The following is a 24,388-nucleotide window of genomic DNA, read 5'->3' on the forward strand; positions in this document are numbered from 1 at the left end:
GTTCATGAAAATTTCAAGCAAGTTGCTGCTCAGCTTCTGTTTTATCAATCTGCTGGTGATCCTCTCTTCCAGCCTCGTCTACCATCAGCTCGGCCGCATCGGACAGGCGGGCAGCGCCCTGCTGGAGCAGGCTCTGCCCGCCCTGCAACGGGATGAGGCCAGCCAGAAGGCGCTGGTGGCGACCATCTCCTCTCTGCGGGCCTATCTCATCCTGGGCAAGGATCCGGCGCAGGCCGCCCGCCTCAAACAGGAGTGGGAGGGGGCCTGGCAGGTGATCGAGCATCAGCAGTTCACCGCCGAGCTGACCCGCTCGCTCAAGGACTTCAAGACTAGCCAGCAGAAGGTGTGGGACATCGCCCATACCGACGAGAACCTGCCCGCCCATACTCTGATGCTGCAGGAGGCCGGGCCGCTGGCGGAGTCGGCCCTCGATCAGCTGCAGTCCTTTGCCAACGAAGAGGTGGCCACCCCGCAGGATCAGCTGCCCGGCGATCGCCGCCTGCTGCTCAAGCAGGTGGGGGATGCCTACAACGGCCTCTCCAATGCGCTCTCCGCCCTGCGCGACTTCCTCATCTCCGGCGATCCGGACTATCGCACCAAATACCAGGATTATTACCAGTTCCACCAGCAGCGGGTGGCCGAGCTGAAGCAGCAGGAGGCCAACTTTACCGAGGCGCAGAAGGGGATCTGGTCGCTGTTCGAGGAGATGTCGGCCCCCTTCGCCGAGCTGGTGGGGCAGGTGATCAGCAAGCGACAGGCACCCGACTGGGATCAGGCCAACCATCTGATGGCGACCGAGATCGAACCGGCTCTCGGTCAGCTGGCGACTCAGCTGGCCGGCCAGGTGACCCAGACCCGCGCCGAGGTGGAAAGCATGGGCCAGAAGATGACCAGCGCCGGTCAGGCCATCAATCGCACCCTGCTGCTGGCCACCCTGACCGTGATCGTGCTGGGCACCCTGGTGGCGCTGCTGTTCAGCCGCCGCCTGACCCGGGACATCGCCAGCCTGGTGCTGCGGGCCGATCTGGTGGCCAACGGCCGGCTGCCGGCCCGCCCTCTGCCGGTACATAGTCAGGATGAGCTGGGTGGGCTGACGGGCTCCATCAACCAGATGTCCGGCCAACTGCGCCAGCTGGTGGGGGAGATCCAGGGGGCGGTGGGGCAGGTGGACGGGGCCTGCGGCGAGGTGGGCAGCACCACCCGCGCCATCGTCACCGATCTGGCGAGCCAGAATCAGCGGGTCGATACGGTGGCGGCGGCCATCGAGCAGATGTCGGTCAGTACCCGGGATGTGGCGGGCAATATCGCCGAAGCGGCGCGGGCCGCTCAGCAGGCGGAGCAGCAGACTCGCCAGGGCGGCCACGAGCTGGCCCGCATGACTGCCACCATGCAGCAGATCGCCGCCATGATTGCCGAGGCGAACGAGGCTATGGGCCAGCTCAGCAGCCAGAGCGAGCAGGTGGGACGCGTCACCGAGGTGATCGCCACCATCGCCGAGCAGACCAATCTGCTGGCGCTCAATGCCGCCATTGAGGCGGCGCGGGCCGGCGAGCAGGGGCGCGGGTTTGCCGTGGTGGCCGACGAGGTGCGGCTGCTGGCGAGCCGGACCAGCCAGTCCACCGAGGAGATCAGCCAGACCATCGCCAGCATCCAGCAGCAGACTCGCCAGACCGTCAACACGGTCGGCAGCGGCACCCGCTTGGTGGAGGAGGGGCGCGGCGCCGTCGACTCGGTGACCGGTACCCTGAATGCCATGTTGCAGCTGGTGCAGGATCTGTCGGGCCAGCTGGGGGCCATCGCCACCGCGACCGAGCAGCAGTCACGGGTGGCTCAGGAGGTGGCGGGAACGGTGGAGGAGATCGCTGGCCTGAGCCGGCAGTCGAGCCAGCGCAGCCAGCAGGGGGAGGAGATAGTGGCCAGGCTGGCGCAGGATACCGGCCGCTTGACGGCGGTGATCAGCCGCTTCGAACTGGATGCCTGAGGCTGACAAGGGCCATAAAAACGGGGCAGGCCGCTGGGCCTGCCCCGTTTTTTTAGCCTCGCTGGTGCAAGAGAGGATTGCTCGGGCCAGCCAGCGGGAGTTCGACGTCGATTGCCGGGTCAGTCCAGCCGGTGGAAGGACTGGTGGTCGAAGCTGCTACCGGTCTCCTGGTTGAGTAGGCTCACCAGCAGGAATAAGGTGCTTCTCGCCATGGTAGTCTGCACGTCAGTCCAGCCGGCGGAAGGACTGGTTGTCGAAGCTGCTGCTGGTCTCCTGGTTGAGCAGGCTCACCAGCAGGATCGCCCGCTTGTCGCCGTCCGGCTCCAGATAGATGGCCTCGAAGCCGGCCAGCGGACCGGATTCTATCAGCACCTTGTCGCCCTGAGTCGGCAGGCTGGCGTAGCTGGCGCGGGCCTCGTCGCTGTCGTCCCGACTCATCAGCTGATAGACCAGCTGGCTGCTGATGGAGGTCCACTCTCGACCGAAGTGGATGATGCGGCTGATGCCGCGGGTCGACTTCAGGGTGACCGGGGTGACCTCTTCCAAATCCACATAGATGAACAGGTAGTTGGGGAACATGGGCTCCCGCACCGGGACACGCTTGCCCCGCCGCAGTTTTTCAATTTCCACCATGGGGTAATAGGACTCGATCCCCTGGGCTTCGAGATGGGCGCGGGCGCGGGCCTCTTCTTTTGGCTTGCAGTAGGCCAGATACCATTTTTTCATGTGCTGAATATGTTCGTGTTGCCGTGCTCGCCGATATGATAACGGCAGCAAAAAAAAAGGCCACGCATTGCGTGGCCTTTTTTGCCGAGTGAGTGATTACCAACCTTTCACCAGGCCGCCCTTGAACAGTTCCAGCCCTTTCTTGTAGACGTCGTCGGTCTGGAAAGCCTGTACGAACTGTTTGACCTTCTCGTCGTCCTTGTTGTTGTCGCGGGCGACGATCAGGTTGACGTAGGGGGATTCTTTATCCTCAACAAACAGACCGTTCTCGGTCGGGGTCAGCCCGATCTGACCGGCGAAGGTGTTGTTGATGATGGCCAAGTCCACGTCTTCCAGCGAGCGCGGCAGCTGGGCAGCTTCCAGCTCGACGATCTTGAAGTTGCGCGGGTTGCTGGCGATGTCCAGCACGGTCGCTTCCAGACCGGCACCCTCTTTGAGCTTCAGCAGACCTTGTTTCTCCAGCAGGATCAGGGAACGGCCCAGGTTGGTCGGATCGTTCGGCACCGCGATCTGGGCGCCATCTTTCAGCTCGCTCAGCGCCTTGATCTTCTTGGAGTAACCGGCGATCGGGTAGACGAAGGTGTTGCCGACCGGCACCAGCTTGAAGCCGCGATCACGGATCTGGGCATCCAGATAGGGCTTGTGCTGGAAGGCGTTGACGTCGATGCTGCCATCGTTCAGCGCCACGTTCGGGGTGACGTAGTCGGAGAAGTTGACCACCTCGACGGTCAGACCGTATTTCTCCTTGGCCACTTTGGCGGCCACTTCAACCAGTTCGGTTTCGGGGCCGGCGATGGCGCCTACTTTCAGGGTCTTGTTCTCTTCTTTTTGACCGCAACCGGCCAGTACCAGAGTGGCCAGCAGGGCTGCCGCAACGGATTTGATGCCAAATTTCATAAAACCTCCTGTCAGAAATCGACGATTAACGATGATCACATTTGTTGACCAGGCGCTCACCCGCGCTCTGGATGAGTTGAACCAGTACGACCAGAATAACCACGGTCACCAGCATGACGGTCGGGTCGAAGCGCTGATAGCCGTAACGAATACCCACATCGCCCAGACCACCGCCCCCTATGGCACCGGCCATGGCGGAGTAGTTCACCAGCGTGACGAGGGTGATGGTGACGCTGTTGAGGATGCCGGGCAGGGCCTCGGGCAGCAGCACCTTGGTGATGATTTGCAGGGGCTTGGCGCCCATGGCCTTGGCCGCTTCCAGCAAGCCGTCCGGTACCTCCATCAGGGCTCCTTCCACCAGACGGGCGATGAAGGGAATGCAACCGACGGTCAGCGGCACGATGGCGGCGATGGTGCCGATGCTGGTGCCGACGATCAGCCGGGTCAGCGGGATGATGGCGACCAGCAGGATGATGAAGGGCACCGAGCGACCCACGTTGACCACCATGCCCAGGGTACGGTTGAGCAGCGGGTTGGCCAGGATCTGGCCAGCCTTGGTCACGTGCAGCGCCACACCGAGCGGCAGACCGAGCAGGCAGCCGAACAGGGCGGAGGCAAACACCATGATGAGGGTGTCGCCCAGGGCCGTGAACAGCAGATTAATCATGGCTTCGGACATAACCCATTACCTCCAGCTGAATATGGTTGTCGATGAGGAACTGCTGGGTCGCCTCGCACTGGGCTTCATCCCCGAACAGCTCTGCCAGCAGGAAGCCGAACTTGACGCCCCCGGCGTATTCGATGTCGGCACTCAGGATGCTGATGTCGATGTTGAAACGGCGGCTCGCCTCGGAGATGAGGGGCGTGTCGACCGTGCTGCCGGTAAAGCCGAGCTTCACCAGCGGATAGCTGCCGGGGACCCGCTCCGCGCTCATCCGATCCTGATACTCCTGGGGCACTTCCAGGTGGATGGTGGAGTGGATGAAATCCCGCGCCAGCTGGGTCTTGGCATTGCTGAAGAACCAGGCCACTTCGCCCTGTTCGATCAGCCGGCCGTCGCTGATGATGGCCACTTCGTCACAGATCCCCTTCACCACGTCCATCTCGTGGGTGATGAGCAGGATGGTGAGCCCCAGCTTGACGTTGATCTCCTTGAGCAGGGTCAGGATCGAGCGGGTGGTCTGCGGGTCGAGGGCCGAGGTGGCCTCGTCGCACAGCAGTACCTTGGGGGCCGGCGCCAGCGCCCGGGCGATGGCGACCCGCTGTTTCTGGCCACCGGAGAGCTCGGATGGGTAGGCGTGGGCACGGGCTTCCAGCCCGACCAGTGCCAGCAGCTCTTCGACCCGTTGCTGGATCCTCTCTTTGCTCCAGCCCGCCAGCTCCAGCGGAAAGGCGATGTTGGCGGACACGGTACGGGAGGCGAGCAGGTTGAAGTGCTGGAAAATCATCCCGATCTGGCGGCGGGCCTGGGTCAGATCCCGTTCGCTCAGGGCGACCAGATCCTGGCCGTCGACAATCACCTGGCCCTCTGTCGGGCGCTCCAGCAGGTTGACGCAGCGAATGAGGGTGCTCTTGCCGGCACCGGAGGCGCCGATCACCCCGAAAATTTTGCCTTGCGGCACATGCAGGCTCACGTCACGCAGGGCGTGCACGGCATCACTGCCTTTACCGTAGACTTTGTTGAGACCGATCAACTTAATCATGGATTCTTCCGTGCTAACAGCCTTAAAGCACAGGGCGCTACAGGCGGGTGAATTGGGCAGAGGTTTCACTGGGTTGCTCTGCCATCATGGAGGATGATGCTAAGATGTCTGGATGGCCGTGTCAACGCGTGTTTATACATCTAGACGTCTAAAAAAGTGCTAAGGATTCCCGCCTGCCGACTAACGCCGACGGTGATCTCGCTCACATCAATATTGTATTTGGTGCTATGGCATGATTGCCGAATATCAGATGGTAAATGTCCACTTACAACCTCCTTTATTAGCCGCCAACCGGATTCACCTGCTCATCCTTTTATTGCCTCCGGGTTGGCACAAATCATTCCACTTTGTATCGATCGCTGCTTTCTTGGCCACTGGCTTGATGCAGCACAACAAGGGCCGCGCTTTGGCTTGGATTGCAATTGTCTGTTTTTTATACTTAAAGGGCACGATATACAGGAGGGCAACCTGATGCGATTTCAACAAATCAAAGACTTGCTGCTCTATCTGGAGCAGGTGCATCACCAGCTTGGACTCGGTTACGGGCGCCTCATGGCACAGGTGGATGGCGAGCGCAGCCGGCTGCTGCTGGCCTATCTGCAGCAGCGCGAGGAGGCGGCAAAGAGCCAGCTGGATGACTACCTGAGTGAACTTGGCGAAGGGGTGAAGGAGACCTGGCTGGAGCGAGGATTCAGCGAGGATCTGCTGCCCGGGATCCGGCGCCAGAGCCTGCCCGCCACGGCCCAGACCCAGGACATAGTGCAGCTGGTGTGCCGTCAGGAGGAGAAGCTCATCGGTGAGCTCAGCCACCTGGCCCGGGAGTGTCCGACCGAAGAGACGGTGCGGCTGCTCGGCGGCCTGGCCGAGCAGGAGCAGACCCGCCTGGCCCGGCTGGTGCACGGCGCCCATCGGCTCGACGACTTATAGGAAACAGCTGGCCGGGTGACATGTCCCCGGGCGACAAGTAGGGTGAAAAATGGGCGCTGAAAACACAAGAGGCCCGGCAATGCCGGGCCTCTTGTGTTCACGACGGCATCATGCCGACTGGCGGGCGGCGGTGAGCTCGGCGGCGTGCAGGGCGGCGCCTATGATGCCGGCCTGGTTGAGGTTGGCGGCCGCCACCAGCGGGGCCCGGGTCTCAATCTTGTCGATGAACTTGTCGAGCTTGGCGGCACTGCCGCCGCCCAGGATGAAGAGGTCGGGGGAGAACAGAAACTCGAGGCGAGCCAGGTACTTGTTGAAGCGCTTGCCCCAGCGACCCCAGGAGAGATCCTCGCGTTTGCGCACCGCATCCGAGCAGTAGTGCTCTGCCACCATCCCTTCCAGCATCAAATGACCCAGCTCGGTGTTGGGCAGCAGCTGGCCGTTGACGAACACGGCGGTGCCGATGCCAGTGCCGACCGTGACGAGGATGATGACCCCCTTGCTGCGATCCTTGCCGGTCCCGAAGCGCATCTCCGCCAGGCCGGCCGCATCGGCGTCGTTGAGCACGTGGCAGGGTTGGCCGGTCACGTCGGCGAACAGGTGGGCGACGTCGGTCTCAATCCAGCTCTTGTCGATGTTGGCCGCGCTCTTGGCGATGCCGTTGTGGATGGTGGCGGGAAAGCCGCAGCCCACCGGGCCCTTCCAGTCGAAGTGTTCCACCAGTGCCTTGAGGGTATGAGCCACGGCGGCCGGGGTGGCCGGCTGCGGCGTCACCAGCCGGTGACGTTCGCCAATCAGCTCGCCCGTTGCGGTGTCGACCAGGCATCCCTTGATCCCCGAGCCACCGATATCCACTCCCAACATCTGCATCAGCTTGTTCCTTTTATAGTGCCGACGATCGACCGTCGGCAGAGCATGAAAAAATGGCTTCGATCCGGCAAGGGGCAGATCGTCTATGCGTGATCCGGCAGACCTTTTTCGATGCAGCGGATCAGCAAGCGCGTCTTTTTGTTGTCATCCTGCTGGCGTTTGGCCAGGGTGGCCAGCGCCCATTCGATATGCTCGGCCACCATGGGCTCGGCTGCTGCCAGCGCCTGCTGCAGGGCCGTCATGATCTGCGGGCTGGCCGGGCCGTTGCCAAGGGCCACCGCCAGGTTGCGGCGCCAGCGCTGATAGCCGATGCGGCGGATGGGGCTGCCTTCGGTGTGCTTGAGAAACTCGCTCTCGCTCCAGCCCCACAAGGTCAACAGCGGCGGGCGATGCAGATTGGGGCGCGGGCTGAAGTCGGGCTCCGGGCTGGCGTTGGCATAGCGGTTCCAGGGGCAGATGAGCTGGCAGTCGTCACAGCCATAGATGCGGTTGCCCATCAGCGGCCTGAACTCTTCGGGGATGGGGCCGTCGTTCTCGATGGTGAGATAGGAGATGCAGCGACGGCCGTCCACCACGTAGGGGGCGATGATGGCGCCGGTGGGGCAGATGTTGATGCAGGCCACACACTTGCCGCACTGCTCTTTCTCCACCGGCGCATCCAGCGGCAGCGGCAGGCTGAGCAGCAGCTCCCCCAGAAAGAAGAAGGAGCCCGCCGACTCGTTGAGCAGCAGCGAGTGTTTGCCTACCCAGCCGAGGCCCGCCTTGGCCGCCAGCGGCCGCTCCAGAATGGGGGCCGAGTCGACAAAGGGGCGCCAGCCCAGCGCCTCGCAGCGCTGCTCGATGCGCTCCCCCAGCTGCTTGAGCCGGTTGCGCAGCAGCTTGTGGTAGTCGCGACCCAGGGCATAGCGGCTGATGTAGCCGAGGGTGGGGTCGCGCAGGGTAGCGGCAAAGCCCGCCTCGAACGGCAGATAGTTCATCCGCACCGACAGCACCCGCAAGGTGCCCGGCAGCAGCTCGTGGGGGCGGGCCCGCATCATGCCGTGACGCGCCATGTAGTCCATGCTGCCGTGATGGCCCGCATCGAGCCAGGCCTGCAGCCTGGGCTCCTCGAGGGTGAGATCCGTGTCGGTGATACCGGCCTGGTCGAATCCTAGCTCGCTCGCCCAGAGCTTGATATCTTGGGCCAGTTGATGGAGTTCGGTGGTGGTCATGGGGCCGTCTGCCTGCCCGGGTGCTGACCGGGATGGAGGTGTACTGTCATGCTGTATCGCATCTCTGGGGTCTTGTTGCCAAGGTTGACCGACGGGCATGGCGGTTGCCGTCATACTGCATCATGTGCCCGGTGCCAGCTGGCCCGGATGAATGGATGAGAGTCAGGAGCCGTCATGGTACAGATCATCGGGGATGCTATCAGCGGGAAAGAGGTGCGCAGTTTACCACAATCACTGTGGCGGGCTGAACAGATCCGTGCCCTGGAGCGGGAGTGGGCCGAGCGCGAGGGGCTGGCACTCTACACCCTGATGGAGCGGGCCGGGGCGGCACTGCGCACCTACGCAACCCACCACTGGCCGCACAGCCGATGCTGGTGGATCTTCACCGGTCCCGGCAACAACGGCGGCGACGGCTATGTATTGGCCCGCCTTGCGAGGCAGTTGGGGCTGGAGCCTCAGGTGATAGCGCTGAGGGATCCTACCGAGCTGACGGGAGACGCCAGGCGGGCCGCCGACGAGTGGCTGGCGACGGGGGGCACAGTGGTGGCGGCCGAGGCGGGCGAACTCGGCCGGTTGCCGGCGCCGGACCTGGTGGTCGACGCACTGCTCGGCACCGGTGTCCATACCCGACTGTCACCGCTTATGACAAAGATCGTCGCAACAATCAATGGCTTGCAGGTACCCGTGCTATCGGTGGATCTCCCCTCCGGCCTCAATGCCGACACCGGCTGCGCCATGGGGGCCGTGGTGCGTGCCAGCCGCACCCTCACCTTCATCGGTATCAAGCAGGGCATGCTCACCGCCGACGGGGTGGATTGTGTCGGTCACCTCGACTGCGACCCCCTCGGCGTCAGTGTCCCGCCCGGGTGGCAGGCGGCCGCCGAGCGCATCGATTATCCCTCCCAGTACCCCCGGCTGACCCCGCGCCAGCGCTCGTCCCACAAGGGCTCCCACGGCAAGGTGCTGCTGGTGGGGGGCAATGCGGGGATGCAGGGGGCCATCGTGCTGGCCGCTCGTGCCTGCCTGCGGGCCGGCGCCGGTCTGGTGCGGGTGTGCCAGCATCCTGACCAGCTGCCCGCCAGCCTCTACCAGGCCGAATTGATGGGCAGTCAGGGCGGGGACGAGGAGCGCTGGGCCTCGGTGCGGGTGGTGGGACCCGGCCTGGGGCAGGATGAGTGGGGTCGGCGCCATTTTGAGTCTTTTGTTAACGAGCAGGTGCCGCTGGTATTGGATGCCGATGGATTGAATTGGCTGGCGCAATGTCCCCGTCATCAGGATAATTGGGTGCTCACGCCCCATCCGGGCGAGGCAGCCCGCCTGCTGGGCTGCACCATTGCCGAGATTGCCGCGGATCGTTTTGCCGCGGTGCAGCGTCTGCAGCAGCGTTTCGGCGGTGTGGTGCTGCTCAAGGGGGCGGGGACGCTGATCCACGACGGCAAGGGGATGGCGCTCTGCGACGAGGGCAATCCCGGCATGGCCAGTGGCGGCATGGGCGACCTGTTATCTGGTATAATCGCCGCCCTTTTGGCCCAGGGCTGGTCTGCCGCCGAGGCAACCCGACTGGGCGCCGTGATCCACGGGGAAGCGGCCGATCTGGCCGCTGCAGACGGAGAGCGGGGCATGCTGGCATCGGACCTGCTGCCCTTTATCCGTCGACTGGTAAATCCCGACACCATAACAAGCTAAAGAAGAACATGGCAAAACAGTTGATGATGACACTGCCGGACGAGGCAGCAACGGTGGCACTGGGTGGCCGACTGGCCCACGCCTGCCAGCAGGCAACCACGGTGTTCTTGCACGGCTCTCTCGGGGCCGGCAAAACCACCCTGACCCGGGGCTGGGTACAGGGGCTGGGGCATGAGGGCAAGGTCAAGAGCCCGACCTATACCCTGGTCGAGCCCTATGAGCTGGCCGACTGGCAGCTCTACCACTTCGATCTCTATCGATTGGCCGACCCGGAGGAGCTGGAGTTCATGGGGATCCGTGACTACTTCGGCGCCAACACCCTCTGTCTGGTGGAGTGGCCGGAGAAAGGGGAAGGCTGGCTGCCCGCCCCCGATCTCGACATTACCCTGAGTTATGCAAACGAGCAGCGCGAGGTCCTGATAGAGGCCCGCACCGCTATTGGCGAAGCCATTCTGGAACGGTTGTCATCTACGTGCGCTTGATCCTTGTTATTGCCCTCTCCCTGCTGGCCTTACCCTCCTGGGCGAATCAGCTCAAGAGCGTGCGGGTGTGGCCGTCGCCGGACAACACCCGGGTGGTGCTCGACATGAGCAGCGCCCCCAATTACAACTATTTCACCCTGACCGGCCCCGACCGGCTGGTGATCGACCTGAAAGGGGCGAGCAACGTCACCAATCTGGCCCGCATCGAGAACAAGAGCGAGCTGGTGCGCAAGATCCGCGAGAGCTCGCCGCTGGAGAAGGGCGGTCTGCGGCTGGTGCTGGATCTCAGCTCCACCATCAAGCCGGTGGTGTTCCCGCTGGCACCGGCGGGGCCCTACGGCCACCGTCTGGTGATCGACCTGCCGTACGAAGAGAAGGCCTCCGCCGCGGTGCAAGCCACGCCGGTGGGCGGCAAGGGCAAGGGGGTGGTGATCGCCATCGACCCGGGCCACGGCGGCGAAGACCCGGGCTCCATCGGCCCGCGTCGCACCTACGAGAAGCGGGTGACCCTGTCGGTGTCGCAGAAGCTGGCCGCCCTCATCGACCGCGAGCCCGGCATGCGTGCCGTGCTGACCCGGCGCGGCGACTATTTCGTCGATCTGAACAAGCGCTCCGAGATTGCCCGCAAGGCCAAGGCTGACCTGCTGGTGTCGGTACACGCCGACAGCTTCCACAACTCGACCCCGCGCGGTGCCTCCGTCTGGGTACTGTCGACCAACCGCGCCAACCGCGAGATGGGCAGCTGGCTGGAGAAACAGGAGAAGCAGGGCGAGCTGCTGGGGGGCGTCGGCAAGGTGTTGGCCGAATCGGACCCGAACCCCTATCTGGCGCAGACCTTCCTCGACCTCTCCATGGACAAGTCCCGTGCCGAGGGCTATGACGTCAGCCGCCAGATCCTGCGCTCGCTGGGCCGGGTAGCTCGGTTGCACAAGAAGGCACCGGAGCACGCCAGTCTGGCGGTGCTGAAGGCGCCGGATATCCCCTCCGTGCTGGTGGAGACGGGCTTTATCTCCAACCACGCCGAAGAGCAGCTGCTGGCGACCGCCAGCTATCAGGATCAGCTGGCCCGCGCCATCTTCGAGGGGATCCGCAACTATTACCGGGCCCATCCGACCAAGGGAGCCATGCTCACCGGCAAGGGACAGGGCAGCAACAAGCAGGCTGCGGTCAGCCGACCCGCCCCCGCCAGCAAGCCGGTCGCCGTCAGCAAGCCGGCGGCGCAACCGGTGCAGCAGGTGGTGACCAACCGGATGCCGGCTACCGAGCCGAATCGCAGCAGCGATGGCGGGGCACCGGTCAGCAGCGTCGGCGGATCCTCGTCCGGCGCCGGGGTGATCAAGCCCTACGTGGTGGCGGCCAAGGAGCCCAGTGCCCCGGTCGCCAGCGTGCAGAGCAACGACAAGGCCAACATGCTCCGTCATGTGGTCACCCGCGGGCAGAGCCTCTCCCGGCTCGCCGAGAAATACGGGGTGAGCCAGGCGCGGCTGGTGGAGATCAACAAGCTCAAGTCGCGGGACATCCAGATAGGGCAGGTGCTCTATATTCCGCAAAAATAGCGCTGGATGAGCCGCAGGACCCGTCCCTGCCGGTGGCAGGGGCGGGCCCGGTGAGCCGTCATCGAACCCGCCGATTACCCGCGCCTTCAACCATCAGGAGTAAGTGATGCCGATCCGTACCTTGTCCCCTGTTCTGGCCAGCCAGACGAGCGTGGGCTGTGATACGGCGGCGTGGCTCTCATCCGGGGCGGTTGCCACAGCCACCCCGTTCAACCAGCAGGAGTAAGCGATGCCGATCCGTATATTGCCGCCGATTCTGGCCAACCAGATTGCTGCCGGTGAGGTGGTGGAGCGGCCCTCCTCCGTGGTCAAGGAGCTGGTGGAAAACAGCCTGGATGCGGGCGCCGACCGGGTCGAGATCGACATCGACAAGGGCGGTGCCAAGCTCATTCGCATTCGCGACAATGGCAGTGGTGTCGCCAAGGATGAGCTGGTGCTGGCACTGTCGCGCCACGCCACCTCCAAGGTAGCGACTCTCGACGATCTGGAAGGGATCAACAGCCTGGGCTTTCGCGGCGAGGCGCTCGCCTCCATCAGTTCGGTCTCCCGGCTCACCTTCACCTCCCGCACGGCGGAGCAGAGCGAGGCTTGGCAGGCGCAGGCCGAAGGACGCGAGATGAGCGTCACCATCAAACCGGCGGCCCACCCGGTGGGTACCACGGTGGAGGTGGTGGACCTCTTCTTCAACACCCCGGCGCGGCGCAAGTTCATGCGCAGCGAAAAGACCGAGTTTGCCCATATCGACGAGCTGGTGCGCCGCATCGCGCTCTCCCGCTTCGACGTCACCCTGATCCTGCGCCACAACGGCAAGGTGGTGCGTCAGTACAAGGCCGCCAACACGGTGGCGGAACAGGAGCGTCGACTCGCCGCGGTGTGCGGCTCTCCCTTCATGCACTACGCGCTGGCGGTGGAGAGCGAACACAGCGACGTGCGGCTGTGGGGCTGGCTGGCGACCCCCGAGGGTGCCAGGCCGCAGAACGATCTGCAATACACCTATGTCAACGGCCGCATGATGCGCGACAAGCTGATCAACCACGCCATCCGCCAGGCTTATGACGAGCTGCTGCCGGCCGACCGGTTCGCGGCCTACGTGCTCTACATCGAGCTGGATCCGCGCCAGGTGGATGTCAATGTCCATCCGGCCAAGCACGAGGTGCGCTTTCATCAGGCACGCCTCATTCACGACTTCATCTTCCAGGCGCTGTTTACTGCCCTGCGCCAGCAAGGAGCGGCCAGCGACGAGCCCCTGGCCGAGACCCTGGTCGAGCTGCCGGTCAGTGCCCCCATCGAGTATCCGGGTCAGGCCCCCAGAGCCGAGTGGTATGGCGCCGAGCACAACTACCGGGCGCCGGCCCGGGAAGTGCGGGAAGGCAGTAGTACCGGGCGGGCCGGCAACTACCAGCCGCCTGAGCCCCCCAGTCGGGAGGCGATGCGCGGCATGGGATCGCTGCTCACCACCCTGCCGGCGGTGCAGGGCACGCCGCTGGCAGAGGCGGAAACCGCACCTGTTGCCGCTGCCGTGCCTGCCAAAGCGGGGGCGTGGCGGGCATTGACCCTGGTGGAACAGGCCTATCTGCTGCTGGAGCGAGACAACCGGCTGGCCCTGCTGTCGCTGGTGCGGGCCGAGCGCCTGCTGCTGCGCCACTGGCTGCTGGAAACCTGGGGTCAGGGGCTGGCGGCCCAGCCGCTGCTGTTGCCGGTCTCCTTCAAGCTGCCGAAAAACCTGGTCGCGCTGGTCGAGCAGCAGGATCGTTTGCTCAAACGGATGGGGCTGGAGTTGAAAAGCGGCGGACGCGACACCATGATCCTGACTCGGGTGCCGGCGTTGCTGCGCCAGACCGATCTGGTGCGCTTATTACCCGAATTGCTGCAACTGATCGAGAGCGGATCTGACAGTGATGCCGGCCAGCAGGCTGAAGTACTATGCCAATGGCTGGTGGAGCAGGGGATAAGTCGCGAAAAAGTATACGATTTTGCCACGGCCAACCGCCTGCTGACGGAACTTGTTGCCGATTTCAGTGACCAACTGGCTAACGTTCGCATGGTGCGCCCGCTGGCGCTGGCGAGTGTGCTGGCCGAGTTTGCCGATGGCCATTGAGGGGAATGTCCCTCTTGAACCCATAAACCAGTTTTTTGCAGGTGCGCCGCACGGGCGGCGACCATGCAAGGGGAGTTTTTTACGTGGCTGACTTGCCGACTGCAATTTTTCTGATGGGGCCGACGGCCTCCGGCAAGACGGATCTCGCCATCGAACTGTGCCAGGCGCTGCCCTGCGACATCATCAGCGTTGATTCCGCGCTTATCTATCGCGGCATGGATATTGGCACCGCCAAACCGAGTGCTGCCGAGCTGGCGTTGGCGCCGCACCGGCTTATCGACATCCTGGACCCTGCCGTGAGCTATTCGGCGGCCGATTTTTGCAAGGATGCGCTACGGGAGATGAAAGAGATTGCCGAGCGCGGCCGCATTCCGCTGCTGGTGGGCGGCACCATGCTCTATTTCAAGGCGCTGCTGGAGGGGCTTTCTCCGCTGCCCTCCGCCGACCCCGTCATTCGGGCCGGCATCGAGGAAGAGGCGGCTCGCCTTGGCTGGCAGGCACTGCACGATGAACTGGTGCGCATCGACCCGGTGGCCGGTGCCCGCATCCATCCCAATGACCCGCAGCGGCTCAGCCGGGCACTCGAGGTCTACCGCATCAGCGGCAAGACGCTCACCGAGCTGACTCAGGTGCAGGGGGAGGGGTTGCCCTATCGGGTGTTGCAGTTTGCCATCGCGCCGAGCGATCGCGCCGTGCTGCACCAGCGCATCGAGCTGCGCTTTGACAAGATGCTGCAGGGCGGCTTTGAACAGGAAGTCAGGGCGCTCTACCAACGGGGCGATCTCACCCCGGATCTTCCCTCCATCCGCTGCGTGGGATACCGCCAAATGTGGGACTACCTGGCGGGGGAAGTGGAGTATGATGAGATGCGCTATCGCGGAATTGTTGCCACCCGCCAGTTGGCCAAGCGTCAAATGACCTGGTTGCGCGGTTGGTCTGATGTGACCTGGTTGGAATCTGGTGAGTCTGGCAATCTGGCAAGGGTTGTCGCCCGTGCCGGAGTGGCTTGACACTCCTGTATAATCAGGTTGTTATATTGATATCCGGTGTTTAAAAACAACAAACTATAAGGAAAAGAAGATGGCTAAGGGGCAATCTCTCCAAGACCCGTTTTTGAATGCGCTGCGCCGTGAGCGGATTCCTGTTTCTATCTATTTGGTGAACGGCATCAAACTGCAGGGTCAGATCGAATCGTTTGACCAGTTTGTCATTTTGCTGAAGAACACCGTGAGCCAGATGGTCTACAAGCACGCCATCTCTACCGTGGTGCCGGCCCGTGCCGTCAACCACCACCAGCATGCGCCGGGCGCGGCTGGCGAAGAGCAGGGTGAAGCCGAGGCGTGATATCCCGGGACGAGGCGACTCGTCAACCCAGATTCATCATGATTCCTGTCAAGGAGCAAGCGCTTGTTTGACCGTTATGAAGCAGGCGAACAGGCCGTTCTGGTACATGTCAACTTCAGTGATGAGGGTGAGCGGGAGGATCTGGAAGAGCTCAAGATGCTGGTGAGCTCGGCCGGGGTCAATGCGCTGGGGGTGATTACCACCAGCCGCAGTGCGCCCAGCGCCAAATTTTTTGTCGGCAGCGGCAAGGCTGAAGAGATAGCGTCCCAGGTCCAGATGCTGGATGCCGACGTCGTCATCTTCAACCATGCCCTGACCCCTGCCCAGGAGCGCAACCTGGAGCGTCTGTTCCAGTGTCGGGTAGTGGACAGGACCGGCCTGATCCTCGATATATTTGCCCAGCGCGCCCGTACCCACGAAGGCAAGTTGCAGGTCGAACTGGCCCAGTTACGCCATCTTTCTACTCGCCTGGTGCGAGGCTGGACCCACCTTGAACGTCAGAAAGGCGGGATCGGTCTGCGCGGCCCGGGTGAAACTCAGCTGGAAACCGACCGTCGCCTGTTGCGTGAGCGCATCAAGGCGATTTTGCGTCGGCTCGACAAGGTGGCCAAACAGCGGGAGCAGGGGCGTCGTGCCCGCAACCGCAACGAGGTGCCGACCGTTTCCCTGGTGGGTTACACCAACGCCGGAAAGTCCACTTTGTTCAACCAACTTACAGCTGCCAGCGTGTATGCTGCCGACCAATTGTTCGCAACCCTGGATCCGACCCTGCGCAAATTGGTGATCCAGGATGTGGGTGATGTGATTCTGGCGGATACAGTTGGATTTATTCGACACTTGCCCCATGATCTGGTCGCGGCCTTCAAGGCGACGCTGCAGGAGACCCGCGAAGCGGATCTGCTGCTGCACGTGGTGGACTGTGCCGATGAGCAGATGCAGGAAAATATCGAGTCGGTGCAGCAGGTGCTGGCCGAGATCGAAGCCGATGACCGACCCCAGCTGATGATCTGCAACAAGATCGACAAGCTGGGTGAACATCCGGTCGGGCTGGAGCGTGATGAAGAGGGGCGCCCGGTGCGGGTCTGGCTGTCAGCCCAGACCGGGGAAGGGTGTGCAGACCTGTTTACGGCCCTGACTGAATTGCTGGCCGGATCCATGGTGCACCACACCCTGCAGTTGCCGCCTTCGGCCGCCAGATTGCGCAGTGCGCTCTATCGCCTCAAGGGCATAGAGCAGGAAGGTTTCAGCGAGGAGGGGGATTTTGTGTTGGAAGTCCGCCTGCAACTGGCTGACTGGAACCGCCTCATGAAACAAGAAGGTGAGAGTTTACAACGCTTTATCAGGCATTGATTCGTCGATGAGATGAATGTTTGCTGGCTTCATCAACGGTTGATGGCCCGATAGAGATGATATCCATCCGCATGTATTAATGGAGACGCTGATGGCTTGGAATGAGCCTGGTAACAACGGCAAAGACCGTGACCCCTGGGGGAACAACGGCAAGAATCAGGGACCCCCTGATTTGGACGAGATGCTGCGCAAGGTGAGCCGCCGTTTTGGTGGTCTGCTCGGTGGCGGCAAGTCTGGTGGTGGCGATGTAGGCAAGTTTGGCCTCTCCATCGCCCTGATGGTGGCGGTAGTGGTGTGGGTCGTCAGCGGCTTCTATACCATTCGTGAAGCCGAGCGGGGCGTGGTGCTGCGCTTTGGCGAATACTCCCACAACGTGGATCCCGGCCTGCGCTGGAAGCCGACCTTCATCGACCGGGTGATCCCGGTGGACGTGGAATCGGTCCGCTCCCTGCCGGCTTCCGGTTTCATGCTGACCCAGGACGAGAACGTGGTGCGGGTCGAGATGGATGTGCAGTATCGCGTGGTCGACCCGGAGCAGTATCTGTTCAGCGTCACCAACGCCGACGAGAGTCTGAGCCAGGCCACCGACAGCGCCCTGCGTTACGTGGTGGGCCACACCCGGATGGACGATGTGCTGACCACAGGTCGTGAGAAGGTGCGCCAGGAGACCTGGCAGGTGATCGACAGCATCATCGAGCCGTATCACATGGGTCTGCAGATCGTCGACGTCAACTTCCTGCCGGCACGTCCGCCGGAAGAGGTGAAAGACGCCTTCGATGACGCCATCTCCGCCCAGGAAGATGAACAGCGCTTCATTCGTGAAGCCGAAGCTTATGCCCGTGAAGTGGAGCCGAAGGCCCGTGGCCAGGTCAAGCGTCTGGAGCAGGAGGCCGAAGCCTACAAGTCCCAGATCGTGCTGAAGGCCAAGGGTGAAGTCGCTCGCTTCAACGAGTTGCTGCCCCAGTATCAGGCTGCGCCCGAGCTGACCCGCGATCGTATCTACCTGGAGACCATGGAAGAGCTGTATCAGCAGGCCAACAAGGTGGTGGTCGACATGCCGGCTGGCAACAACAGCATGATCTATCTGCCGCTCGACAAGCTTTCCGGCAAGGCGAACGCAGTGCAACCGGCCCGTCCGGCAGGTGCGCCGGTGGTGGAACAGACCCCGCCGTCCAACGAAGGGGCCAACTCCACTCCGACTCCGCTGCGTAGCGGCGACCGTTTCAGCTCAGGGAGAAACTAATAGATGAAAAAGATAGCTATTGGTGTCATCGCTGTGGCCGCCATGGTCTGCTTCTCATCGGTCTTCATCGTCGATGAAGGCCAGAAGGGCATCGTCGTGCAGTTTGGCAAGGTGAAGCGGGTCGACTCTGGCGAGCCGCGGCTCTATGAGCCTGGTTTGCACTTCAAGGTGCCGCTCATCGATCAGGTACGCAAGATGGATGCCCGCATCCAGACCCTGGAAGGGCAGGCGGATCGCTTCGTTACGTCCGAGAAGAAGGACCTCATCATCGACTCCTACGTGAAGTGGAAGATCGAGGACTTCTCCAAGTACTACCTGGCGACCGGTGGTGGCAACAAGATCCAGGCCGAAGACCTGCTCAAGCGCAAGATCAACAACGGTCTGCGTTCCGAGATCGGTAACCGCACCATCAAGGACATCGTCTCCGGTGAGCGCAGTACCGTGATGGAAGATGCCCTGATGAAGATGGCGCGCTCCTCCGAGCTTGGCATCAAGGTGGTGGATGTGCGGATCAAGCAGATCAACCTGCCGGTGGAAGTCTCCAGCTCCATCTATCAGCGGATGCGTGCCGAGCGGACTGCGGTAGCCCGTGAGCATCGCTCCCAGGGCCGCGAGCAGGCCGAGATCCTGCGCGCCGACATCGACCGCAAGGTGACCGTGATGATCGCCGACGCCGAGAGTAACGCCCGTCAGCTGCGTGGTGAAGGGGATGCCGAGGCCGCCAAGATCTACGCCGACAGCTACAAGAAAGACCCCGAGTTTTTCAGCTTCGTGCGCAGCATGGAGGCCTATCGCAAGAGCTTTGCCGGTGGCAATGACCTGATGGTCCTCAAGCCGGACAGCGAGTTCTTCCGCTACCTCAAGTCGCCGCACGGCAGCAAGCAGTAAGCGAGTCGTAATAACACCCAAGGGCCTGATGATTCAGGCCCTTTTGTTTGCCGGCCGGGGGTTTGCCGGTGTTCCGGCAGCTTGTGGACCTGGTGGTCGAGAGGAGAGGTGATGCTGACATCCATCTTGATGGGGCTGGGCTTGCTGTTGCTGTTCGAGGGGCTGGGACCGCTGCTGATGCCGCGCGCCTGGCAACAGATGCTACGGCTGCTGAGCGAGCAGCCCACCGAGCAGCTGCGCCGCATCGGCGGCTGTCTGGTGGTGGCCGGGGCCGTGATTCTGTGGGCGCTGGCACGTTAGAGGATGGTGCTGAGCGAGCCAGACTGTGTTTGCCAGACAACAAAAAAGAGGCCCTTTGGCCTCTTTTTTGTTGTCCGCCGATTGGCATCAGGCGCTGCGCTGCACCGCCATGTGGGCCAGCGTCTCCAGCGCCTGCTTATGCCGGGAGTCTGGCAGGATGGCGAGGGCCGCGATGGCCTTGTCGGCCTCTTCCCGAGCCCGCATGCGGGAGTATTCCAGGGCGCCGGTACGATCGAGGATGGCCAGGATCCGGTCGAGGTGCTCCATGCCGTTGCGGTGCTCGATGGCATCGCGCACCAGCTGGCGCTCTTCCGGGCTACCTACCTCCATGGCCCGCAGCAGCGGCAGGGTGGGTTTGCCTTCGGCCAGGTCGTCGCCGACGTTCTTGCCCATCTCGTCGCTCTGGGAGCAGTAGTCCATCACATCGTCGATGATCTGGAAGGCGGTGCCCAGATACTTGCCATAGTCGGTCATCGCCTGCTCGACGGGCTCGGGCTGATGGGTCAGCACGGCGGCGAGGCGGGTGGCCGCCTCGAACAGCTTGGCGGTCTTGCAGTAGATGACCGTCATGTAGCTCTCTTCGGTGGTATCCGGATCGTTGCAGTTCATCAGCTGCAACACTTCCCCTTCGGCGATGGTATTGGTGGCATCGGAGAGGATCTCCATCACCCGCAGGTTGGAGAGCTCGCTCATCATCTGGAAGGAGCGGCTGTAGAGGTAGTCACCGACCAGGACGCTGGCGGCATTGCCGAACAGGGCGTTGGCGGTTTCCCGGCCGCGGCGCAGGTCGGATTCGTCGACCACGTCGTCGTGCAGCAGGGTGGAGGTATGAATGAATTCGATGATGGCAGCCAGTTTCAGGTGATCTTCACCTTCGTATCCCAGTGCGCGGGCGGCCATGACGGTCAGCATGGGGCGCATCCGTTTCCCGCCTGCACTGACAATATAGAAACCCAGCTGGTTGATCAGGCTGACATCGGACTGGAGTCTCGCCAGGATCAGTTCATTGACCGCCGTCATGTCGGCGGCACAGAGCGCACGGATAGTCTGTTGGTCCATAAGTCTCGTAACGTGACGGCAGTGATGACTGCGATTTTAGCAATGGCGGGGATTCTACACGATTTCACAATGGGTTACAGTTAAGCGTTTGTTCACGGCGGCAGATATGCGCACAAAATAAACTTTTTGCTAAATTGGCCTTGCCTGAGCAAATCGATTTGCGTAGAATGCCGGCCCATTGTTATAGGTTTTTGCGCGTGTCTGGCCTTGAGCAAAAGACACGCCTTTACGGAGTTAATCAAATGTACGCGGTATTCCAAAGCGGCGGAAAACAACACCGTGTGGCCGAAGGTCAAATCGTTCGTCTGGAAAAGCTGAACGTTGAGACTGGCGCTACCATCGACTTCAACGAAGTGCTGATGGTTGCTGCAGGCGACACTTTTAAAGTAGGTGCTCCTTTCGTTGAAGGTGGCAAGGTTGTAGCTGAAGTTGTGGCTCACGGCCGTGGCGAGAAAGTGACTATCGTCAAGTTCCGTCGTCGTAAGCACCACCGTAAGCAAGCGGGCCACCGTCAGTGGTTCACTGAAGTCAAAATCACTGGCATCAGCGCTTAATTAGAGGAGTACGATAGATGGCACACAAAAAAGCTGGCGGTTCATCCCGCAACGGCCGCGATTCAGAAGCTAAACGCCTGGGCGTGAAGCGTTTCGGCGGCGAAACAGTTCTGGCTGGCAGCATCATCGTTCGTCAGCGTGGCACCAAGTTCCACGCCGGTACCAACGTTGGTCTGGGCAAGGATCACACCCTGTTCGCTACTGCGACTGGTAAAATCCTGTTCGAAGTTAAAGGTCCGCTGAACCGTAAGTACGTTAGCATCGTTGCTGAGTAATTACGGACCGCAAGGATCCGAAGCCCCGCCAACAGGCGGGGCTTTTGTTTTTCTGCAGCAGTTTACGAAAAAACGGCACGCAGCTGACCCTGGCTCTGAAAGGGCATGCTTGGCAAGATGCGTATCGCCCGCAGGGGTCTGTACCACTATAATTGCGTATCGGTTTTTCGAATTAAGGTGACGGTTACCTATGAAGTTTGTTGATGAAGTCCAGATTCGAGTCGATGCCGGTGACGGTGGTAACGGTTGTGTGAGCTTTCGCCGTGAGAAGTACATTCCGAACGGCGGCCCGGATGGCGGTGACGGCGGTGACGGTGGCGACGTATATCTGGTTGCCGATGAAAACCTGAACACCCTGATCGACTACCGTTTCGAGCGTTTTCACGCCGCCGAACGTGGCGAGAATGGCCAGAGCGCCAACTGTACCGGCCGTCGCGGCAAGGACAGGATCCTGCGCGTACCGGTCGGCACCCGCGCCAGCGATGAAGACACCGGCGAACTGCTGGGTGACCTGACCCACCACGAGCAGAAGCTGCTGGTCGCCAAGGGCGGCTTCCACGGTCTGGGCAACACCCGTTTCAAGAGCTCCGTCAACCGGGCGCCGCGCCAGAAGAGCAACGGTACCCCGGGTGAAGTGCGTACCCTGAAGCTGGAGCTGTTGCTGCTGGCCGACGTCGGCATGCTGGGTCTGCCCAACGCCGGCAAGTCCACCTTCATCCGTGCCGTCTCCGCGGCCCGTCCGAAAGTGGCCGACTACCCCTTCACCACCCTGGTACCGAACCTGGGTGTGGTGCGTGGTGAGAACTCCCGCTCCTTCGTCATCGCCGACATTCCCGGTCTGATCGAAGGTGCCGCCGAAGGCGCTGGCCTCGGTATCCGCTTCCTCAAGCACCTCGAGCGTTGCCGCGTGCTGATCCATCTGGTGGACATCTGCCCGGTCGATGGTTCCGATCCGGCCGAGAATGCGGTGACCATCGTCCGGGAGCTGGAAAAATACAGCCCGGAACTGGCGAGCAAGCCGCGCTGGCTGGTGTTCAACAAGATGGACCTGATCCTGGAAGAAGAGGCGCAGGAAGTGATGGATCGCGTCAAGACCGCCCTCAATCATGAAGGCCCTGTCTACGCCATCACCGCCATCAGCAAGGAAGGGACCAAGAAGGTCTGCTACGACATCCTGGACCTGTTGGATACCATGCCCCGTCAGCTGGCGGAAGATGCCAAAGACGCCATCGAGAAGGTGGAGTTCAAGTGGGACGACTACCACAAGAACCAGCTGGCCAAGGCTGAAGCCGATGCGCTGGCCGCCTCCAAAGCGTTTGATGAATCGCTGGACGACGACGAGTGGGACGACGAAGACGATGATGGCGTGGAAGTCATCTACGTGCGTGACTGATCCAGATCCCGTGCGCGGTCGTGATACCGCCACCCGGTGCTGAGAAACCGGAGCCTTCCCAGGCTCCGGTTTTTTTTATGGGGATCGACCGGATCACCATATAGATATATTTCTTATGTCACTTATTGCCTGCCAACCGCAACTGATTATACTGCGCACCTGAATGTAACCTTGCTGAAACAATATGCTAACCAATTGCAATGAATTGATATGCGTATCTGCTTGCGTGCATTCTTATGGAAGGTTTGCCTGTGTAAATATTTATGCTTGAAATGATCCATTAAAAGCTTGTTTGTGCATTTTATTGGGGTATTCTTGCGCCCGTTTTGCTGGGCGAGAGCATGGATATGCAGGTTTGCCTGGCTAAGGAAAAGTAACATTAAGGCTGTAGACCATGCTGGAAAAGACTCTGCAAGCACCTGCGCTCAATACCCGCCGCAACGTGCTGATGTTCCTGGTCCCGTCACTCATCGGGATCCTGCTGTTCATGACCCCCGTCATCTATGACGGAAACGTCACCATCCCCGTGGCCGTGCTGGCGAAGCTGGTCCAGACGGTGTTTGCCGATTATCTGGTGGTCATGGTCAGCGCCATCATCACCACCACCATGCTGATGACGCTGGTAGCCTGGCTGTTCAAGCCGGCGATCCTGGTCAGACGCCCCTTCCTCAACAGCCTGTTCAACGTCTCCCCCTTCTGGGCCTGCGTGCGGGTGCTGGGCGGTATCTTCGTGCTGCTGACCTTCTTCGAGGCGGGCCCGGCGGCCCTGCGCTCCGATGCGACCGGCGGCCTGGTGCTGCATGATCTGCTGCCGGTGCTGTTCTCCGTCTTCATCTTCGCCGGCCTGCTGCTGCCCTTGCTGCTCGATTTCGGTCTGCTGGAGTTTGTCGGCACCATGATGACCCGCATCATGCGCCCGGTGTTCCGTCTGCCCGGTCGATCCGCGGTGGACTGTTTCGCCTCCTGGCTGGGGGATGGCAGTGTCGGCATCCTGCTGACCAGCAAACAGTACGAAGGCAAGTTCTACACCCAGCGGGAAGCGGCCGTCATCGGCACCACCTTCTCCGCCGTCTCCATCACCTTCTGCCTGGTGGTGATCTCCCAGGTTCGGCTGGAGCACATGTTCGTGCCCTTTTACCTGACCGTCTGTCTGGCCGGGGTGGTGGCCGCCATCGTGGTGCCGCGCCTGCCGCCGCTCTGCTGGAAGAAGGATGTCTACAGCGACGGAACTCCCCTGTGTCGCAAGCAGGAGTCGGTGCCGCACCAGCACAGCGTGCTGAGCTACGGCTATGAGCGGGCCCTGACCAAGGCCGAGGGCATGACCGACATGGGGGCTGTGGCACGGGAAGGGGTGAAGAACGCGCTGGACATGATCTTCGGCGTGCTGCCGGTGGTGATGGCCATCGGCACCTGCGCCCTGATGCTGGCAGAGCACACCTCCATCTTCAACTGGCTGGGAGCCCCCTTCGTGCCCTTGCTGGAACTGCTGCAACTGCCGGAGGCAGAAGCGGCCTCCAAGACCATCATGGTGGGCTTTGCCGACATGTTCATCCCGGCGGTGCTGGCTTCCACCATCGAGAGCGACATCACCCGCTTCGTGATCGCCGCCATGTCGGTCACCCAGCTCATCTACATGTCGGAAGTGGGCGCCCTGCTGCTGGGCAGCAAGATCCCGGTCAAGTTGTGGGAGCTGTTCGTGATCTTCCTGCTGCGTACCCTGATCACCCTGCCGGTCATCGCCGGGGTGGCCCACCTGCTGTTCTGATCCGGCTCGCGCCTTGTCACACGGTCAACTTCGGTTGGCCGTTTTTTTATGGCCGATATTAGACCAAAGTGAGTCTTTTACAG

23 protein-coding genes are annotated in these 24,388 nt (G+C 62.0%); 16 read left to right on the forward strand and 7 right to left on the reverse strand.

Translation table 11 applies throughout. The features are described from left to right. Positions 1-4 precede the first annotated feature (4 nt). Positions 5-1,981, forward strand: a complete 1,977-nt coding sequence (locus AHA_RS04580) for a HAMP domain-containing methyl-accepting chemotaxis protein (protein WP_011704850.1) — start codon at positions 5-7, stop codon at positions 1,979-1,981. Positions 1,982-2,206: 225 nt separating this feature from the next. Here the strand turns inward: AHA_RS04580 and rfaH are convergent, their stop codons facing one another. From rfaH to metN, 4 genes are all read right to left on the reverse strand, one after another. Continuing rightward, positions 2,207-2,707, reverse strand: a complete 501-nt coding sequence (gene rfaH / locus AHA_RS04585) for a transcription/translation regulatory transformer protein RfaH (protein ID WP_016349600.1) — start codon at positions 2,705-2,707, stop codon at positions 2,207-2,209. 96 nt (positions 2,708-2,803) lie between these two features. Further along, on the reverse strand, positions 2,804-3,604 hold the full coding sequence (gene metQ, locus AHA_RS04590) for a methionine ABC transporter substrate-binding lipoprotein MetQ (protein WP_011704853.1): 801 nt from the start codon (positions 3,602-3,604) through the stop codon (positions 2,804-2,806). Between the two features lie 25 nt (positions 3,605-3,629). After that, on the reverse strand, positions 3,630-4,283 hold the full coding sequence (locus tag AHA_RS04595; RefSeq protein ID WP_011704854.1) for a methionine ABC transporter permease: 654 nt from the start codon (positions 4,281-4,283) through the stop codon (positions 3,630-3,632). After that, complete coding sequence (gene metN / locus AHA_RS04600; RefSeq protein ID WP_011704855.1) at positions 4,264-5,307, reverse strand: methionine ABC transporter ATP-binding protein MetN; 1,044 nt, start codon at positions 5,305-5,307, stop codon at positions 4,264-4,266. The genes AHA_RS04595 and metN overlap by 20 nt, the downstream gene beginning before the upstream one ends. Positions 5,308-5,778: 471 nt before the next feature. On the opposite strand from metN, the gene AHA_RS04605 reads away from it, so the two are divergent. Next, entirely contained in the window at positions 5,779-6,234 is a 456-nt protein-coding gene (locus tag AHA_RS04605) for a hypothetical protein (protein ID WP_164927553.1), read from the forward strand. A 108-nt stretch (positions 6,235-6,342) separates the two neighbouring features. On the opposite strand, the gene ppgK is transcribed toward AHA_RS04605, so the two are convergent. Together ppgK and queG are read right to left on the reverse strand one after the other, a co-directional pair. After that, positions 6,343-7,101, reverse strand: a complete 759-nt coding sequence (gene ppgK, locus AHA_RS04610; RefSeq protein WP_011704857.1) for a polyphosphate--glucose phosphotransferase — start codon at positions 7,099-7,101, stop codon at positions 6,343-6,345. An 83-nt stretch (positions 7,102-7,184) separates the two neighbouring features. Next, positions 7,185-8,312 carry a tRNA epoxyqueuosine(34) reductase QueG gene (queG, locus tag AHA_RS04615; protein ID WP_139348861.1) on the reverse strand — a complete coding sequence of 376 codons (1,128 nt, stop codon included), beginning with the start codon at positions 8,310-8,312 and terminating at the stop codon, positions 7,185-7,187. A 174-nt stretch (positions 8,313-8,486) separates the two neighbouring features. On the opposite strand from queG, the gene AHA_RS04620 reads away from it, so the two are divergent. From AHA_RS04620 to AHA_RS04665, 10 genes are all read left to right on the forward strand, one after another. Continuing rightward, complete coding sequence (locus AHA_RS04620) at positions 8,487-9,998, forward strand: bifunctional ADP-dependent NAD(P)H-hydrate dehydratase/NAD(P)H-hydrate epimerase (RefSeq protein WP_011704859.1); 1,512 nt, start codon at positions 8,487-8,489, stop codon at positions 9,996-9,998. An 8-nt stretch (positions 9,999-10,006) separates the two neighbouring features. Beyond that, positions 10,007-10,480 (forward strand): tRNA (adenosine(37)-N6)-threonylcarbamoyltransferase complex ATPase subunit type 1 TsaE, encoded by a 474-nt coding sequence (gene tsaE / locus AHA_RS04625; protein WP_011704860.1) that lies wholly within the window; start codon positions 10,007-10,009, stop codon positions 10,478-10,480. Beyond that, a complete protein-coding gene (locus AHA_RS04630; RefSeq protein WP_011704861.1) occupies positions 10,471-12,036 on the forward strand; it encodes an N-acetylmuramoyl-L-alanine amidase in 1,566 nt (521 codons plus the stop codon). Before tsaE ends, AHA_RS04630 begins: the two co-directional genes overlap by 10 nt. A gap of 229 nt (positions 12,037-12,265) precedes the next feature. Next, complete coding sequence (gene mutL / locus AHA_RS04635; protein ID WP_011704862.1) at positions 12,266-14,134, forward strand: DNA mismatch repair endonuclease MutL; 1,869 nt, start codon at positions 12,266-12,268, stop codon at positions 14,132-14,134. A 92-nt stretch (positions 14,135-14,226) separates the two neighbouring features. Continuing rightward, the gene (gene miaA, locus AHA_RS04640) at positions 14,227-15,144 is read left to right on the forward strand and encodes a tRNA (adenosine(37)-N6)-dimethylallyltransferase MiaA (protein ID WP_011704863.1); all 918 of its coding nucleotides are present in this window, start codon (positions 14,227-14,229) and stop codon (positions 15,142-15,144) included. A gap of 70 nt (positions 15,145-15,214) precedes the next feature. Further along, positions 15,215-15,478, forward strand: a complete 264-nt coding sequence (gene hfq / locus AHA_RS04645; RefSeq protein ID WP_011704864.1) for an RNA chaperone Hfq — start codon at positions 15,215-15,217, stop codon at positions 15,476-15,478. 63 nt (positions 15,479-15,541) lie between these two features. Beyond that, positions 15,542-16,828, forward strand: a complete 1,287-nt coding sequence (hflX, locus tag AHA_RS04650) for a ribosome rescue GTPase HflX (RefSeq protein ID WP_011704865.1) — start codon at positions 15,542-15,544, stop codon at positions 16,826-16,828. Between the two features lie 91 nt (positions 16,829-16,919). Beyond that, positions 16,920-18,071, forward strand: coding sequence for an FtsH protease activity modulator HflK (hflK, locus tag AHA_RS04655; RefSeq protein WP_011704866.1), 1,152 nt, complete (start codon positions 16,920-16,922; stop codon positions 18,069-18,071). A 3-nt stretch (positions 18,072-18,074) separates the two neighbouring features. After that, positions 18,075-18,959, forward strand: a complete 885-nt coding sequence (gene hflC / locus AHA_RS04660) for a protease modulator HflC (RefSeq protein WP_011704867.1) — start codon at positions 18,075-18,077, stop codon at positions 18,957-18,959. Positions 18,960-19,070: 111 nt separating this feature from the next. Further along, the gene (locus AHA_RS04665) at positions 19,071-19,259 is read left to right on the forward strand and encodes a DUF2065 domain-containing protein (protein WP_011704868.1); all 189 of its coding nucleotides are present in this window, start codon (positions 19,071-19,073) and stop codon (positions 19,257-19,259) included. Positions 19,260-19,346: 87 nt separating this feature from the next. Here AHA_RS04665 and ispB read toward each other — a convergent pair whose 3' ends face one another. Further along, on the reverse strand, positions 19,347-20,318 hold the full coding sequence (ispB, locus tag AHA_RS04670) for an octaprenyl diphosphate synthase (RefSeq protein WP_011704869.1): 972 nt from the start codon (positions 20,316-20,318) through the stop codon (positions 19,347-19,349). Between the two features lie 242 nt (positions 20,319-20,560). On the opposite strand from ispB, the gene rplU reads away from it, so the two are divergent. The 4 genes from rplU to AHA_RS04690 all read left to right on the forward strand — a co-directional run bounded on the left by rplU (position 20,561) and on the right by AHA_RS04690 (position 24,305). Next, a complete protein-coding gene (gene rplU / locus AHA_RS04675) occupies positions 20,561-20,872 on the forward strand; it encodes a 50S ribosomal protein L21 (protein WP_005304210.1) in 312 nt (103 codons plus the stop codon). 17 nt (positions 20,873-20,889) lie between these two features. Continuing rightward, on the forward strand, positions 20,890-21,147 hold the full coding sequence (gene rpmA, locus AHA_RS04680) for a 50S ribosomal protein L27 (protein WP_005339028.1): 258 nt from the start codon (positions 20,890-20,892) through the stop codon (positions 21,145-21,147). 190 nt (positions 21,148-21,337) lie between these two features. Beyond that, entirely contained in the window at positions 21,338-22,540 is a 1,203-nt protein-coding gene (gene cgtA / locus AHA_RS04685; protein ID WP_011704870.1) for an Obg family GTPase CgtA, read from the forward strand. Positions 22,541-22,934: 394 nt separating this feature from the next. After that, positions 22,935-24,305, forward strand: a complete 1,371-nt coding sequence (locus AHA_RS04690) for a YjiH family protein (protein WP_011704871.1) — start codon at positions 22,935-22,937, stop codon at positions 24,303-24,305. Positions 24,306-24,388: the final 83 nt, after the last annotated feature.

Origin of the sequence: Aeromonas hydrophila subsp. hydrophila ATCC 7966 (assembly GCF_000014805.1) — a bacterium.
Taxonomy (GTDB): domain Bacteria; phylum Pseudomonadota; class Gammaproteobacteria; order Enterobacterales; family Aeromonadaceae; genus Aeromonas; species Aeromonas hydrophila.